Annotated in this window: 15 protein-coding genes; 3 read left to right on the forward strand and 12 right to left on the reverse strand. The window is 53.8% G+C overall.

Annotated features, from left to right (window positions below):
• Positions 1 to 111: 111 nt before the first annotated feature.
• From artM to HV237_RS08830, 5 genes are all read right to left on the reverse strand, one after another.
• The gene (gene artM / locus HV237_RS08810; protein WP_016153669.1) at positions 112 to 780 is read right to left on the reverse strand and encodes an arginine ABC transporter permease ArtM; all 669 of its coding nucleotides are present in this window, start codon (positions 778 to 780) and stop codon (positions 112 to 114) included.
• Positions 780 to 1,496: an arginine ABC transporter permease ArtQ gene (gene artQ / locus HV237_RS08815; protein ID WP_046275435.1), complete on the reverse strand. Its 717-nt coding sequence runs from the start codon at positions 1,494 to 1,496 to the stop codon at positions 780 to 782. Before artQ ends, artM begins: the two co-directional genes overlap by 1 nt.
• 6 nt (positions 1,497 to 1,502) lie before the next feature.
• Positions 1,503 to 2,234 carry an arginine ABC transporter substrate-binding protein ArtI gene (gene artI, locus HV237_RS08820; protein WP_003027298.1) on the reverse strand — a complete coding sequence of 244 codons (732 nt, stop codon included), beginning with the start codon at positions 2,232 to 2,234 and terminating at the stop codon, positions 1,503 to 1,505.
• Positions 2,235 to 2,250: 16 nt separating this feature from the next.
• The gene (artP, locus tag HV237_RS08825; protein WP_016156950.1) at positions 2,251 to 2,979 is read right to left on the reverse strand and encodes an arginine ABC transporter ATP-binding protein ArtP; all 729 of its coding nucleotides are present in this window, start codon (positions 2,977 to 2,979) and stop codon (positions 2,251 to 2,253) included.
• 225 nt (positions 2,980 to 3,204) lie between these two features.
• The gene (locus tag HV237_RS08830) at positions 3,205 to 3,720 is read right to left on the reverse strand and encodes a lipoprotein (protein ID WP_016153666.1); all 516 of its coding nucleotides are present in this window, start codon (positions 3,718 to 3,720) and stop codon (positions 3,205 to 3,207) included.
• Positions 3,721 to 3,971: 251 nt separating this feature from the next.
• Here HV237_RS08830 and HV237_RS08835 point away from each other — a divergent pair, with 251 nt between their 5' ends.
• Positions 3,972 to 4,295, forward strand: a complete 324-nt coding sequence (locus tag HV237_RS08835) for a heavy metal-binding domain-containing protein (protein WP_001160725.1) — start codon at positions 3,972 to 3,974, stop codon at positions 4,293 to 4,295.
• Positions 4,292 to 5,122 carry an N-acetylmuramoyl-L-alanine amidase gene (locus HV237_RS08840; RefSeq protein ID WP_016156948.1) on the forward strand — a complete coding sequence of 277 codons (831 nt, stop codon included), beginning with the start codon at positions 4,292 to 4,294 and terminating at the stop codon, positions 5,120 to 5,122. The genes HV237_RS08835 and HV237_RS08840 overlap by 4 nt, the downstream gene beginning before the upstream one ends.
• On the opposite strand, the gene HV237_RS08845 is transcribed toward HV237_RS08840, so the two are convergent.
• The 4 genes from HV237_RS08845 to poxB form a co-directional block, all read right to left on the reverse strand.
• The gene (locus HV237_RS08845; protein WP_016153664.1) at positions 5,119 to 6,132 is read right to left on the reverse strand and encodes an NAD(P)-dependent oxidoreductase; all 1,014 of its coding nucleotides are present in this window, start codon (positions 6,130 to 6,132) and stop codon (positions 5,119 to 5,121) included. The genes HV237_RS08840 and HV237_RS08845 overlap by 4 nt on opposite strands.
• 94 nt (positions 6,133 to 6,226) lie before the next feature.
• The gene (locus HV237_RS08850; RefSeq protein WP_016156947.1) at positions 6,227 to 7,660 is read right to left on the reverse strand and encodes an SDR family oxidoreductase; all 1,434 of its coding nucleotides are present in this window, start codon (positions 7,658 to 7,660) and stop codon (positions 6,227 to 6,229) included.
• 10 nt (positions 7,661 to 7,670) lie between these two features.
• Positions 7,671 to 8,672, reverse strand: coding sequence for a low-specificity L-threonine aldolase (gene ltaE, locus HV237_RS08855; RefSeq protein ID WP_019077197.1), 1,002 nt, complete (start codon positions 8,670 to 8,672; stop codon positions 7,671 to 7,673).
• A 36-nt stretch (positions 8,673 to 8,708) separates the two neighbouring features.
• Entirely contained in the window at positions 8,709 to 10,427 is a 1,719-nt protein-coding gene (gene poxB, locus HV237_RS08860; RefSeq protein ID WP_016156946.1) for a ubiquinone-dependent pyruvate dehydrogenase, read from the reverse strand.
• 152 nt (positions 10,428 to 10,579) lie between these two features.
• On the opposite strand from poxB, the gene HV237_RS08865 reads away from it, so the two are divergent.
• Complete coding sequence (locus HV237_RS08865) at positions 10,580 to 11,014, forward strand: DoxX family membrane protein (protein ID WP_016156945.1); 435 nt, start codon at positions 10,580 to 10,582, stop codon at positions 11,012 to 11,014.
• Positions 11,015 to 11,086: 72 nt separating this feature from the next.
• Here the strand turns inward: HV237_RS08865 and HV237_RS08870 are convergent, their stop codons facing one another.
• The 3 genes from HV237_RS08870 to hcp form a co-directional block, all read right to left on the reverse strand.
• Positions 11,087 to 12,703, reverse strand: a complete 1,617-nt coding sequence (locus HV237_RS08870; protein WP_047359138.1) for an FAD-NAD(P)-binding protein — start codon at positions 12,701 to 12,703, stop codon at positions 11,087 to 11,089.
• Between the two features lie 201 nt (positions 12,704 to 12,904).
• The gene (gene hcr, locus HV237_RS08875) at positions 12,905 to 13,873 is read right to left on the reverse strand and encodes an NADH oxidoreductase (RefSeq protein WP_047359137.1); all 969 of its coding nucleotides are present in this window, start codon (positions 13,871 to 13,873) and stop codon (positions 12,905 to 12,907) included.
• Between the two features lie 10 nt (positions 13,874 to 13,883).
• Complete coding sequence (gene hcp / locus HV237_RS08880) at positions 13,884 to 15,536, reverse strand: hydroxylamine reductase (protein ID WP_016153657.1); 1,653 nt, start codon at positions 15,534 to 15,536, stop codon at positions 13,884 to 13,886.
• Positions 15,537 to 15,687 lie beyond the last annotated feature (151 nt).

Here is a 15,687-nt window from a genome sequence, read left to right on the forward strand (position 1 = left end):
GGTTGTTGTCCGTCTTTTTTATTTTGGCTTTATGCATATTCACCGGAGAGTGTACAACGGAAGACGAATCGTAGCCTGATAAGCGTAGCGCCATCAGACATAAAAACCGATTTAATTCCGGTGTTCAAACGCCAGCGCTTTACGTTCGATCAAGCGCATCATCAGCGTCAGCAAACCGTTGACGATCAGGTAAATCACACCCGCCGCGCCGAAAACCATGACGTCATAAGTGCGACCGTACAGCAGCTGACTATAGCCCATGACTTCCATCAGCGTGATGGTGTATGCCAGTGAGGTACTTTTAAACACCAGCACCACTTCGTTGGAATACGAGGAGAGGGCGCGTTTAAAGGCGTACGGCAACAGAATCGCCAGCGTATCCTTCTTACTCATCCCCAACGCTCCACAGGACTGCCACTGGCCTTCCGGGATTGCGCGGATAGCACCGTAGAACAGTTGAGTGGTATAAGCCGCACTGTTTAACGATAGCGCAATTAAGGCGCACAGCCACGGTTCAGAGAGCAGGTGCCACAGTACCGGATACTCCTGTAGCGTCGGGAACTGCCCTGGCCCGTAGTAGATCAGGAATATTTGCACCAGCAGCGGAGTACCGGTAAACAACGTGATATAGGCGCGAACCAACCAGACCACAATCGGCGTTTTTAGCGTCAGGATGACGGTGAAAACCAGCGCCAGCACCAGAGCAACCACGATGGAGGCGACCGTCAGCGTCAGGCTGGTATGCAGCCCTTTTAACAATTCAGGTAAATACTCAAGCATCAGCCTGGTCTCCGCTCAAATCGTGTCGCGCGCAGGTCAATGCGTTTGAGAATGTACTGACTCACCAGCGTAATCACCAGGTAAATAGCCGCCGCCACAATGTACCAGGTAAACGGCTCCTGGGTACGGGTGGCAATGCTCTTGGTTTGCAGCATCAGATCGTTCACGCTGATAAGGCTGACCAGCGCGGTATCTTTCAGCAATACCAGCCACTGGTTACCCAGTCCCGGCAGAGCGTGACGCCACATCTGCGGCATCACCAGGCGAAAGAAGATCGCGGCTTTAGACAAACCCAACGCCTGACCTGATTCCCATTGTCCGAGTGGTACGGCCTTCAGCGCGCCACGCAGCGTTTGCGACGCGTAAGCCGCATACAGCAATGACAGCGCAATCACACCGCACAGGAACGGGCTGACGTCGAAGTTTTCGATCTGCATCTGAACCGGGATTTGTACAACCCCGAGATTGATCGTAAAGCCATCGGCCAGCGTCAGCAGCAGCTGTGAAGAGCCGAAATAGATGAACAGAACCACCAGAATTTCCGGCAGACCACGCAGGATGGTGACCAGAGCTGAACCCGTCCATGCCACCGGACGCCATTTTACTGACTCCCAGACGGCAAAAAACATGGCGAGCGCGAGGCCAATAATCAGCGCACAAACGGCAAGGCCGACGGTCATCCCGGCGGCGCTTGCTAAAGGAAAAAATTCATTCATCAAGTATTACTTCTGGAACCATTTGTTGTAGATGGTCTCGTAAGTCCCATCTTTCTTCACTTTTTCCAGCGCAGCGTTAAATTTCTGCTGCAGCTCGGTATTGCCCTGGCGCACAGCGATGCCCAGACCCGTACCGAAGTAATCTTTATCCGTCACTTTGTCGCCAACAGCGGCCAGCTTTGGATTGTCTTTCAGCCATTCGGTCACCACTGCGGTATCACCAAATACGCCGTCAATACGACCATTTTGCAGATCGAGTTTGGCATTCTGGTAGCTGTCATACGGTACGGTGGTCACTTCCGGATGTTTATCCATGATGAATTTCTGGTGCGTAGTACCGTTTTGTACACCGACTTTTTTGCCTTTCAGCTGGTCAATGCTGGTGTATTTACCCTGTTGGCCAACAAACAGGGCAGAGTTGTCGTAATACGGGGTGGTGAACAGAACCTGTTTTTCACGCTCTGGCGTGATGTCCATACCGGCCATCACCGCGTCAAAACGACGGAATTTCAGGCTCGGGATCAGGCTGTCGAAGGCCTGATTGGTGAAGGTACAGGTCGCGTCAATCTCTTTACACAGCGCATTCGCCAGATCAACGTCAAACCCTACGATTTTGTTATTCGCATCAATAGATTCAAACGGAGGATAAGACGCTTCGGTGGCGAAACGGATGGTTTGGGCTGCGGTAGCGGAAAGGCTAAAACCTGCGATTAGCGCGGCAATCAGAACTTTTTTCATTGTATTGTCCCGAATCTTAGTGAGAGAGATAGTTTTTAAACGCTTCGGTTTGCGGGTTGGCAAAGCAGCTCGCATCCCCAAACTCGACGATATGACCGTTTTCCATATACACCACACGGCTGGCCGTTTTACGTGCAACTTCCACTTCGTGGGTGACGATCACCTGAGTAATGTTGGTTTCCGCCAGTTCACGAATGATGCTGACGATTTGGGCAGTAATTTCCGGATCAAGCGCTGCGGTAGGTTCATCAAACAGCAGCACCTGCGGCTCCATCATCAACGCGCGGGCAATGGCCACACGCTGTTGCTGGCCGCCGGAGAGATGCAGTGGGTAGCGATCGCTGTACGGCTTCAGGCGCAGACGTTCCAGCAATTTTTCGGCACGCGCCAGCGCTTGATCTTTTGTCAGACCCAGTACGCGGCAGGGCGCTTCAATCAGATTCTGCACAACCGTGAGATGCGGCCAAAGGTTGTATTGCTGGAAGACCATGCCCACGTTCTGACGCAGCTCCCGAATGGCTTTGTCTGACGGGGTCTTCGTGAAGTCGAAACGGTTACCCGCAATAGAGAGCGTGCCCGAGCGCGGCATCTCAAGCAGGTTGAGTACGCGCAGCAGCGAGCTTTTCCCGGCTCCACTTGGGCCAAGTAACACCAGTGTTTCACCCTGAGGGCAATCCAGCGTGATATCGAACAGCGCCTGATGTGCGCCGTAGAAGCAGTTAATGCCGTTTAATTGAATACTCATTGACACTCGATACTGGCAGTCTGATAGCTATTGAAGCCGCAGATACTACCTTTGACAGAATAGTTATGCAATATTTATGCGTTAAAAGTTAAATGCAAACCGCATTCTTATCTAAACATAGCACAAAATAGCGGGGCCACCAGTGGGCAAGAATAATTGTCGGCATTCTATGCAGAATGCCAGACAATTTATGGGGGTTATGATTCAGGCGGGTGAATGGGGCGGTTAGCGGTTTTCGACAGACTGGCGCAGCGTCCCGGCTGGCGCGTGTACGCTGCCGCCCAGATAGCGGACATCGTCAACTACCCAGCACTGGCCTTCGCGGATCATCAGCACTTCATCACGCCAGCTTTGGTCACCCTGTTTAAGCTCTACGCGCAGCGGAATGTTGCGTGCATCACTATTCGGAATGGTCGATGCGCTGGCGACGCTGGCACTGTCCGGTAACGTAGCGCGACTAGAGAACGGATCGCTGTTAAACAGATCGCGATGCGCGTTATCACGGCTGGCATCGTTCAGCAGTTTCGCCAGGTTGTCGCTGAGGTACGGACGAAGGGGGGTAATGTCATTGTTTCGGTGCTGAATACGGTAATCATAGAATTGTTGAGCCACGCTGTCTGGCCCGCCTTCTACGCATGAGCCGCTACGCGTGCCGTTATCTTTGTAGGCCGGTGTCACGGTAGTACAGGCGCTGAGAAGTAGTGCACATGGAACCAGCAGAGAGAGTTTCGAGTAGCGCATAATGATTTCCTTATTAGCTTTCTACTATTAGTGTTCTACGTTGATTTACATGTCATACTTCAAGTTGCTTGTGCGTTGGCTACGTGCGTTCACCCCAGTCACATAGTTATCTATGCTCCTGGGGATTCACTCTCTTGCCGCCTTCCTGCAACTCGAATTATTTTGTGTAAAGAATATATCCTTTCAATGATAGTGGATCGGTTCGATAATGCTTTTGAGATCGTGCTCTTAGCGCAAAAAGGAGATTTATCATGCAGTTTTCGACTACCCCTACGCTGGAAGGGCAAAGCATCGTGGAATATTGCGGTGTTGTGACTGGCGAAGCCATTTTAGGCGCGAATATCTTCCGCGATTTCTTCGCCGGCATTCGCGATATCGTCGGCGGTCGCTCCGGCGCGTATGAAAAAGAGCTGCGTAAAGCGCGTGAAATTGCTTTTCAGGAGCTTGGTGAACAGGCAAAAGCGCTCGGTGCTGATGCGGTAGTCGGTATCGATATCGATTACGAAACCGTAGGCAAAGACGGTAGCATGCTGATGGTGAGCGTCAGCGGCACCGCGGTGAAAACTCGCCGATGAAGCGTCTGCTGTCTCTGCTGGCATTAACGCTGCTGCTGGTAGGATGTGCTGGCGAAAAAGGGATTGTCGACAAAGACGGGTATCAGTTAGATACCCGTCGTCAGGCGCAGGCTGCTTACCCGCGCATTAAAGTGCTGGTTATCCATTACACGGCCGATGATTTCGACTCTTCTCTGGCTACGCTGACCGATAAAAACGTCAGCTCGCACTATCTGATCCCGGCAGTGCCGCCGCTCTACCACGGCAAACCGCGTATCTGGCAACTGGTGCCGGAAAAAGATCTGGCCTGGCATGCGGGGATTAGCTTCTGGCGCGGCGCTACGCGAATTAACGATACCTCGATCGGCATTGAGCTGGAAAACCGCGGCTGGCAAAAATCGGCGGGCAGCAAGTATTTTGCGCCGTTTGAACCCGCGCAAATTCAGGCGTTAATCCCCTTGGCGAAAGATATTATTGCCCGTTATGACATAAAACCACAGAACGTGGTGGCCCATGCGGATGTCGCACCGCAGCGCAAGGACGATCCAGGTCCGCTGTTTCCATGGGAAGAACTGGCCGCTCAGGGAATTGGCGCGTGGCCGGATGCTCAGCGGGTGGCGTTTTATCTTGCCGGGCGAGCGCCCGATACACCGGTAGAAACCTCATCATTGCTCGATCTGCTGTCGCGCTATGGTTATGAGGTAAAACCTGAAATGACGCCGCGTGAACAGCGGCGGGTGATTATGGCCTTCCAGATGCACTTCCGCCCGACGTTGTGGAACGGCGTGGCGGATGCAGAAACTCAGGCGATTGCCGAAGCGTTACTGGAGAAATACGGGCAGGGTTAACGCGGCAGCTTGCCGTGGTCACGCAGCCAGGCCGCGGTACGCTCAATCCCTTCATCCAGCGTCACAACGGGCTGATAACCTAATTCTTCCTGAGCGCGGGTGGTATCCAGCGTAAAGTCAAAATTCAGCTTCGAGACGCCGTAATGCGTAAGCTTTGGCTCTTTCGCCGATTTATTGCCTAACCGCTCCATGCTGCGGGCAATCATATCCAGCATCGGGTAGGGCACGGATCGGATACGACAATCAATATTTAGCTCGTCGATGAGTTTCTGCACAATACTGCGCAGGGTGCGATGCTCGCCGTTGGTAATGTTGTACGCACGACCCGACGGCAGATTATCGCAGGCTTGCTGACTTGCCAGCCACATCGCGTGCACCGCATTCTCGTAGTAGGTCATATCCACCAGCGCACTTCCGCCGTGCGGCAACAGAATGCTGCCGTAGTGGTACATCATATGGGCCAGGCGCGGGATAAAAACTTTATCGTGTGGTCCGAACAAGCTTTGCGGACGCAATACCGTAAAACGGGTCTGCGGGTTGGCCTGTGTCAGCAACGCAATCACATCTTCGCCAGCCGCTTTACTGCGGGCGAATTCATTGGCGAAGCGTTGGGGGCGGAAGTCCTCTTTGATATCGCGATGGTGGTGATAATCGAAATAGAGCGACGGTGATGAGATATGAATGAAGTTACGAACGCCCCAGGCCACGGCCCACTCGCCCAGACGGCGGGTTGCGCGAACGTTGGCCAGATCGAAGGCTTCTTGAGTTCCCCATGGTGAGGTAAAACTGGAGCAGTGCCACAGCGTATCGATACCGGCGAGCATCACTTTTGCCTGCGAAGAGACCAGCTCGGTCAAATCGGCATGCACAAACTCTGCGCCCATTTTCTCCAGCAGCTTGCCCATCGCTTCGTTGCGACCGGTAGCTCTGACGCTGACGCCTTTGCTGCATAAAAACTCAACCGCGTTTCGGCCTAAGCCGCTGGTGGCTCCGGTAACCAGTACCTTCATATCAATCCACTGTGTTTAAAAAACGTCGTGCGCATTCTTCCGTGAATTTCGTCTGTATGCAATGGGAAACATGAAAGAATACAGGCTCTTTTTATCATGAGTCTGTGATTTGTTCTGCAAGTTTAGCAATACGCTTCGCCATCCCTCTAAAAATGAACAGATGCGCCGGGATCATCAGCAGCCAATAGAAGAGGCCTGGCATGCCGTGCGGATGCCACCAGGCGCGGACATCAATGCGTCGGTGGTCGCCTTTATCTTCCAGCGTGAAGCTCAGTCGACCCAATCCTGGCGCTTTCATCCCAAACAGCAGCGTCAGCTGTTTTTCTGGCTCAACGATGATAACTTTCCAGCTATCAACGGTATCGCCAACCTGCAACAGAGAGTGTTGCGGTCTGCCTTTCGCCAGCTTATGGCCGACCAGCAGGTCCAACGCCGCGCGCGTTTTCCATAAAATATTGCCAAAGAAATAGCCTTCTTTGCCGCCGAGGCGATTCACCACCTGCCACAGCGCCTGCCGACTGGCGGAGGTTTCAACGCTAAAGCCAGCTTGTTTAGCGAAATAGCCATATTCGGGGCGCCAGCGGGCAAATGCCTGCGCGTCGTAACCCCAGTCGCTGGAATTGACCAGCTTTTCTTCTTCTTTCAACGTGCTGCGGACCGCGTCATCAAAGGCAATCAGCTTTTGCGGGATCAGCGTGCGTAATTCGGTGTCATCGGCCAGCAGGTCGTGTTTTAAACCCTGTATCAGCGCTTTTGCCGTGGTCGGCGGCACTGACGTTATGACGTTCAAAAACCAGACCGAAATCCAGCGGGTAGGAAAGGGGACAGGGATGAGCAGGCGATGTTTACCGCTGACCGCCATAAAATGCTCGAACTGCTCCTGATAGCTCAATACCTGCGGCCCGGCGGCTTCGAGTACGCGGTGTTGGCGTGTAGGATGATCCAACAACGCCACCAGGTAGTACATTAAATTCTCCAGCGCGATAGGCGTGGTACGCGAGCGCACCCAGCGCGGAGGGGTGAGTACCGGCAGGTTGTAGACCATGTCGCGCATCACTTCAAAGGCGGCAGAACCTGCCCCTACGATAATACCCGCGCGCAATTCGGTCATCGGCACGCCTGATTCGCGCAGGGTGTCCGCGGTTATCTGTCGCGCACGCAGATGATCGGATTGTTCATGCCGGGGAGCCTGTAATGAGCTCAGGAAAATAAGCTGTTTGACTGGCGTATCACGTAGCGCATCGCGCACGTTCATTGCTACCTGGCGCTCATGGGCGATAAAATCACCGCCTTCTCCCATGCCATGGACCAGGTAATAGACCGTATCAACGCCGGTCAGCAGCGGCGTTAGGTTATCTGGCCAATTCAAATCGACCTTATGGCAGCTGACGTTGGCCAACTGCTGCTTTTCCAGCCGCTCGATGCGGCGTGCCGCAGCCAGCACCTGATGCCCTTGCTGACTGAGCGCCTGTACCAGATGCTGACCAATGTAGCCACTGGCGCCAAGAACCAAAATCCGTTGCGGCACGCCCATCTCCTTAGCGGGTTAAAAAAGCGCGCCAGTGGGCGACGACTTCAGCAAGCTGTTCACGCGATACGTCCAGATGCATCACCAGACGCACAATCGGCGAGGCGTTAATCAGCACGCCTTGCGCTTTCATGTACTCGCCCAGTGCCGCAGCGTGTTCTTCGCCAACGCGGATAAACAGCATGTTGGTGTCGTGGCGCATGACGTCCGCTCCTGCTTCGCGCAGTTGTTCCGCCATCCAGGCGGCGTTGTCATGGTCTTCTTGTAAGCGCGACACGTTATTTTTCAGCGCATACAGTCCCGCCGCCGCCAGAATACCGGCCTGACGCATTCCGCCACCGGTCATTTTACGCCAGCGAATGGCGCGCTTGATGTACTCGTGGCTGCCGACCAGCAGTGAGCCTACCGGCGTTCCTAAACCTTTGGAAAGACAAATAGTGAACGAGTCGCAGTATTGCGTGACATCTTTTAACTCACAGCCATAGGCGACGATGGCGTTAAAAATACGCGCGCCGTCGACATGCAGCGCAAGATTGCGCTCACGGGTGAATTCCCAGGCCTCTTTCAGATACTCGCGTGGTAGTACTTTGCCGTTGTGGGTGTTTTCAAGACTGAGCAGACGCGTGCGGGCAAAATGGATATCGTCCGCTTTGATTTTTGCCGCCACTTTGTCCAGCGGCAAAGAGCCATCCGGCATGGCGTCGATAGGTTGCGGTTGAATGCTGCCGAGTACCGCTGCGCCACCCGCTTCGTAGAGATAGTTATGCGCGCCCTGACCGGCGATATACTCTTCGCCGCGCTGACAATGGCTGAGGAGAGCCACCAGGTTCGCCTGAGTGCCTGTGGGTAAGAAAATAGCGGCTTCTTTACCAGCAAGCTCGGCTGCGTATTGCTGGAGGGCGTTAACGGTAGGGTCATCACCGTAGACGTCGTCCCCGACCGGGGCGGCCATCATCTCTTCGAGCATGGCGCGACTTGGTCGGGTGACGGTATCACTGCGTAAATCAATCACGGGCATTCCTTTTTAAGTGAGGTAATGCCCTCTGTTTTACCTGAGCCAGTTAGTTTTCGCCAGTTCGATCACTTCATCACCGCGCCCGCTGATGATTGCGCGCAGCATATATAGGCTAAAACCTTTAGCTTGTTCGAGTTTGATCTGCGGCGGGATCGCCAGTTCTTCTTTCGCGACGACCACATCGACCAGCACCGGACCGTCAATCGACATCGCCCTTTGCAGCGCTTCATCAACCTCTGAGGATTTCTCCACGCGAATGCCCGTGATGCCGCAAGCCTCGGCAATCCGTGCGAAATTTGTATCGTGCAGTTCGGTGCCGTCGGTCAGATAACCGCCAGCTTTCATCTCCATCGCCACAAACCCCAACACGCTGTTGTTGAAGACAATAATCTTCACCGGCAGCTTCATTTGCACAACCGACAGAAAGTCGCCCATCAGCATGCTAAAACCGCCGTCACCGCACATTGCGACAACCTGACGTCCCGGTTCGGTCGCTTGCGCGCCGAGCGCCTGGGGCATGGCATTGGCCATCGACCCGTGGTTAAACGAACCGATCAGACGGCGTTTACCGTTCATTTTCAGATAACGTGCCGCCCACACCGTTGGCGTGCCAACGTCGCAGGTGAAGATGGCGTCGTCAGCGGCAAAATGGCTGATCTGCTGCGCCAGATACTGCGGATGAATGGCTTTATCGCTGGGTTTGGCTAAATCATCCAGCCCTTTACGCGCCTCACGATAGTGTTCTAGCGCTTTATCCAGGAACTGCCGATCGGTTTTTTCTTCCACCAGCGGCAGCAGGGTGCGGAGTGTGGATTTAATATCGCCTACCAGCGCCATATCAACTTTACTGTGCGCGCCAATGCTCGCCGGATTGATATCAATCTGAATAATCTTGGCGTCGGTGGGGTAGAACGGGCGATAGGGGAACTGGGTACCGAGCAGGATCAGCGTGTCGGCATTCATCATGGTATGGAAGCCGGATGAAAAGCCAATTAGCCCGGTCATGCCCACGTCGTAAGGGTTGTCGTACTCAACATGCTCTTTACCACGCAGGGCGTGCACAATCGGCGCTTTTATTTTAGCAGCAAACTCAACCAGTTCTTTATGCGCACCGGCGCAGCCACTGCCGCACATCAGGGCGATATTGCTGGAGTAGCGTAGCAGTTGCGCTAGTTTTCTGAGCTCTTCTTCTTCCGGAGTGACCACCGGGAGCGGCGCATGATACCAGTGAGTGCTGGCGCTTTCTGGTGCTGGCTTCAGCGCAACGTCGCCGGGTAATACCACCACGGAGACGCCGCGGTTGAGCACTGCTTTACGCATGGCAATTGCCAGCACCTGTGGGATCTGTTCAGGGCTGGAAACCAGCTCGCAATAGTGGCTACATTCGCGAAACAACTCTTGCGGGTGGGTCTCCTGAAAATAACCGCTGCCTATCTCACTGGATGGAATGTGTGCGGCAATTGCCAGTACCGGGACGTGGTTGCGGTGGCAATCAAACAGGCCGTTAATCAGGTGCAGGTTGCCTGGTCCACACGAGCCTGCGCAGACGGCCAGTTCTCCCGTCAACTGCGCTTCAGCTCCCGCGGCGAAGGCCGCAACCTCTTCATGACGGGTTGGCATCCAGTCAATCGTTCCCATACGATTCAGACTGTCACTAAGGCCATTTAGCGAGTCACCCGTCACACCCCAAATGCGTTTAACGCCAGCTTGTTCGAGTGTTTTAGCAATAAAAGCGGCAACCGTTTGTTTCATGGTTTTCCTTCTCCTTTAATGTGATACCGGTTACAAGTTTAGATGAAGATAATAGTTATGCTTATCATTACCTCTTATTTTCGGCAGGTTTCATTAAGCCTGTATTAAGCGTAGTTTGTTATTGGACATGGTTAAACAAGGAATAAATTCAAATGGTTATAAAACTATTAAATACAGTTAACCGGGTACTGACTCATGAAGATTTTGGCAAGTTTTTGTTACGTATTGCCGTGGGGGGATTAATGCTGTTTCATGGGCTGCATAAACTGTTCGCGGGTATTGATGGCATCAGTGGCATGCTGATAGCGAAAGGTTTCCCCGGCTTTATTGCGTATGGCGTTCTGCTGGGAGAGGTTGTGGCACCGTGTCTGATTATTCTTGGGATCCTGACGCGTCCGGCGGCGTTGGGGCTCGCGTTTACGATGGTGGTGGCATGGCTGATGGTCGGGATGGGTGAAACCTGGTCACTGGATAAAACCGGCGCATGGGCAATTGAAAGTCTGGTGTATTTCTTCATCGGCGCTCTGGCCGTGGCATTTTTGGGCGCGGGGCGTTTCTCCGTTGCCGGAAACTCGGCCTGGCGATAGTTTGCCATCCGAGAATCAAGACAGAGGCGGGGATGCGTTAACCTATCTCCGCCTCGTCATTAACTCTGGCCGCTAATCCATGTCGTCACTGCTCCACAGTTTGTGCCGACGTTTCAGTGCTCGTTGCGTCAATGCCTTTGCCATCGCCGCACCTATTTCAGCGCTAACCACCAGCCCCTGAATAAAGGGACGGTCGTGCATCAACCACGGCAGTCCGCCAAAGGCGATGCGGTTGCGGGCGTTTTCCGGTGCTTGCAGCGTGTAATCTTCGCCGATATCCGGGATCTCATCGCCACAGGCCAGCAGTTGATCGCGTAGCGTTGGGAACGGAATATCTTTGCTCTGCAATGCCCGTTGTCCTCGGGCGTCAATAAATACATCAAATTCACTGCGCTGACCGTGGTGGTAAATGACCGTCCTTTCCTGCTCATTTGTACGCTCATAATCCTTGCCGAGTGCGATGATCTCAATCAGCCCGGCATCGTGCAGAGCCAGCAATCGGCGGATAGATTCAGACGGGATTGCCGCATAGTTATCAATAAAGACGCGCGCCAGTCCGTGCCTGAAACGTTTTTCGTCGCGAGCATCAAGATGAGGAACGATCTCTTCAATAACCTCATGGAGGCGCAATAAGGTATAGCGCCAGGCGACGGTATGTTGTTCATGCTTGTTGCGCTCAACCTCCACCAGGTTACGCCTCGCCCAGTCAAAAGGGTCATGCTTGAGCCTGTCGGCAAAATAGACCTCGGGGAATGTGTCGGCGTTAAGCGTTGCAAGTGCAACCTGTTGGCACCACCCAGGGGCCGCGTCTTGCAGTTGTTGCACAATAAGCCGGAAGATGCGGTCCAGTAATCCGTTTTGGCCCTCGGCAATGGCGTTTTCAATCGCTTCTTGCGTCGCGATATTCAGCGGTTCATAGGGAAGAGGGCAGTAAAAATCCGCTTCAGGCAGCACACCGCTGCGCGACATCAGGGTCAGCTTCAGGTTTTGGCTGTCGGGTTTACGCGTGAACTGCAGTGAACGGTCGGTATTGGTGGTGAAGTTACCATGCTGACTGACCACGGCCATCGCCGCGTCGATAGCGCTTAGCGAGGTGCCCAGAATACCCACTCTGCAAGCGCTAATCTGCGCCTCCATCAGGCCGGTCCACGGACTGGGGAAAAACTTGCGTGCTTGAGCATCAGTTTCTGGCCACAGATGACCGCTGGCGATAGCGGCGAAATCCACTTCGACGGGCTGTGACGCGTGATTGATCCACAGGGAGACCCCAGTCGGGTTTGCTTGCAGGTCGGTGACTTTACTTGATTCATATACGCGAATTGTGAACCCGGATCTTTGCGCTTTATCGACAATGGCTAAAAAACGATCGCGATAATAGTCGCCGAGGATCACCCGGGGCAAAAATTGCCGCTCATGCAACGATGTACGTTCAAGCCGAAACTGCGCCAGGTATTCATCGCTTTGATTCTGTAGCCACGTCAGATAACTGATATAAATCGGCGGGATCTCAATGCTGGCTATATTGGCCAGCATGTGGTCTGCGTTGTTGTCGCTGTTATAAGGCATGCCTACGCCAGCTTCCTCAGCTTGCTCATAAAGCTGTATCTCCAGCGGTTCACCGCGCTCAACGAGGGCATGAAACGTATAAATTCCGGTGGGACCTACGCCGACGATGGCCACTTTTTTCATGGGGATCCTTTGTAGAAAGTTCGACGTGGTAGTCGGGGTTTTGCTTAACCTGTGCCAGGTAAGTGTGGTCGATAATTCGCGAGAGGAAGACGGTATTTTGCCTGGGAGGGGGAAAAAATAGGAATTTTGCAGCGTCTGACAGCATAAAAAAAGGCCACCCGATATAACCGGGTAGCCTTTTGTACATCAGATATCGGCCAATTACGCCAGCACTAAATCACCCTGCGGATGACAGGAGCAAGCCAGCACATAACCTTCAGCAATTTCTGCGTCGGTCAGCGTCATGGTGCTACTGACCGTGTAGTTACCGTCAACCACTTTGGTTTTGCAGCAGCCGCAAACGCCCGCACGGCATGCGGCGACAACCGGCACTTTATTGCTTTCCAGCGCTTCCAGCAGCGTACTGCCTACCGGCGCATAAAACTCTTTTGCCGGCTGCAGTTTGGTGAACTTCAGACCGCTGGTGGCGGCTTCAGCTACCGGGGTGAAGAACTGCTCTTTAAAGAAGCGTGTCACGCCCAGCGCGTTGACTTCTTTCTCGACCAGATCCATATACGGCGCCGGGCCGCAGGTCATCACGGTGCGCGAAGCCAGGTCCGGTACGCTTTGCAGCAGTTCGGTGGTCAGTCGGCCGGAAACAAAACCTTCAGTGGCATTGTTTTCAGCAACTAAGGTCACCGGATACTCGCGCCATTCGTCGGCAAAAATGACATCTTGCGGTGAACGAACGTTAAAGATCACCTGCACATCTGCCTGTGGGCGGTATTTTGCCAACCAGCGACGCATTGACATGATTGGCGTGACGCCACAGCCAGCGGCCAGCATCAGGAACCTGTCTTCCGCTTTATCTTCACAGGTGAATTCACCCATTGCATTGGACAGCCAGATATAGTCGCCGCGCTTCACGTCGCGGGTTAACCACTGTGAGCCTGCGCCATCGTCAATGCGGCGGATGGTCAGCGTGATGTATTCGCTAACGCCCGGCGTTGAAGAAAGGGTGTAAGCACGCAGCGTGTCCGCTGAATTACGTACGCTGACCAGTGCATACTGCCCGGCGCGGTACGGATAATAGTCGTGGCACAGCAACGAAATTGTCCATACATCCGGCGTTTCCTGATGGATGTGATGAACCTGCATCCGCCATGGGCACTGATGAGTTGGCATTGTCATTCTTTACTCCTTACGCGCTCAGCAGTTGCTTCATGTCTTCTTCAACGGTGGTCACGGAACGCAGACCGAACTTCTCGTTGAGAACTGCCAGCAGGTCCGGCGTGAAGAAGCCAGGCGCAGTCGGGCCAGTGACGATGTTTTTCACACCCAGAGACAGCAGGGTCAGCAGAATGACAATCGCTTTCTGTTCGAACCAGGAGAGCACCAGAGACAGCGGCAGATCGTTCACGCCACAGCCCAGTTTCTCAGCCAGGGTTACTGCCAGGATGATGGCAGAGTATGCATCGTTACACTGACCTGCATCGACCAGACGCGGCAGGCCTTCGATATCGCCGAACTCCAGTTTGTTGAAACGGTATTTACCGCACGCCAGGGTCAGGATCAGGCAGTCGTCCGGCACGCTGGTGGCGAAGTCGGTGAAGTAGTTACGTTCGCCACGCGCGCCATCACAACCGCCAACCAGGAAGATGTGACGCAGTTTTTCGCGGCTTACCAGGTCGATCAGGGTATCAGCCGCGCCCAGCAGAGTCTGACGACCGAAACCAACGGTGATCAGGTGCGGAATTTCGCTGTACGGGAAGCCCGCCATCTGCTGAGCCTGAGCGATTACCGGAGCGAAGTTGTCGCCTTCGAGGTGGCTTACACCCGGCCAACCGACGATGCTACGAGTCCAGATACGGTCATCGTAGGCACCAACAGTTGGGTCGATGATGCAGTTAGAGGTCATTACGATTGGGCCCGGGAAGCGGGCAAATTCAACCTGCTGATTCTGCCAGCCGCTGCCGTAGTTACCGATCAGGTGTTTGAACTTACGCAGTTCCGGGTAGCCGTGCGCCGGCAGCATTTCACCGTGGGTATAGACGTTAACGCCGGTACCTTCGGTCTGCTCCAGCAGGTTGTACAGATCTTTCAGGTCGTGACCGGAGATCAGGATGCACTTACCTTCGGTTGCTTTGACGTTGACCTGAGTTGGCGTCGGGTGGCCGTATTTAGTGGTTTCGCCAGCATCCAGAATGCTCATCACTTTGAAGTTCATCTGGCCGATTTCCATTGAGCACTCCAGCAGAGCGTTCATATCGGAAGGCCAGGTTCCCAGCCATGCCATGATTTTGTGGTACTGAGCGTAGATGTCGTTGTCGTACTGACCGAGAACGTGCGCGTGCTCCATGTAAGCTGCCGCACCTTTCAGGCCGTACAGGCACAGCAGACGCAGGCCGAGAATGTTCTCGCCGATGGCTGCTTTGTCTTTGTTCGGGGTAAATTCAGCGGCCTGACGTTGCAGGTCGCCCAGATCGTCGCTGACCAGTTGCAGATCGGCCATCGGGTTAGCGACCGCTGCGTTCGCGTCGATGTTCAGGCATTGCGCTTTCAGGGCGTCGCGCATGGCGATAGCTTCACGGGCATAGCCAACAATACGCGGGGAATCGAAGTTAACGTTGGTCAGCGTGGAGAAGAATGCACGCGGCGCAAAGTTATCAACCTCATGGTCGATGATGCCGTATTCACGTGCCTTAACAGCCCATGCAGACAGACCTTGTAGGGAAGCAATCAGCAGATCCTGCAAATCGGAGGTTTCAGCCGTTTTACCGCACATACCCTGCGCGTAAGAGCAGCCGTTTCCTGCCGGAGTACGGATGGTTTGTTCACATTGCACACAAAACATGGTCACACCTTTTAAAGTTATATTTAATATACATGTTTAAGGTTATGCCTGTGCGCGAAGGGATAAAAGGGATTTCTGCTACAACTTGCAGGGAGATTGATTTAGCGCAATTTTAGCGGTAGATGACTACCGCCAGAGAGGTATCTGTCCT

Origin of the sequence: Citrobacter sp. RHBSTW-00570, from assembly GCF_013739755.1 — a bacterium.
GTDB lineage: Bacteria > Pseudomonadota > Gammaproteobacteria > Enterobacterales > Enterobacteriaceae > Citrobacter > Citrobacter braakii.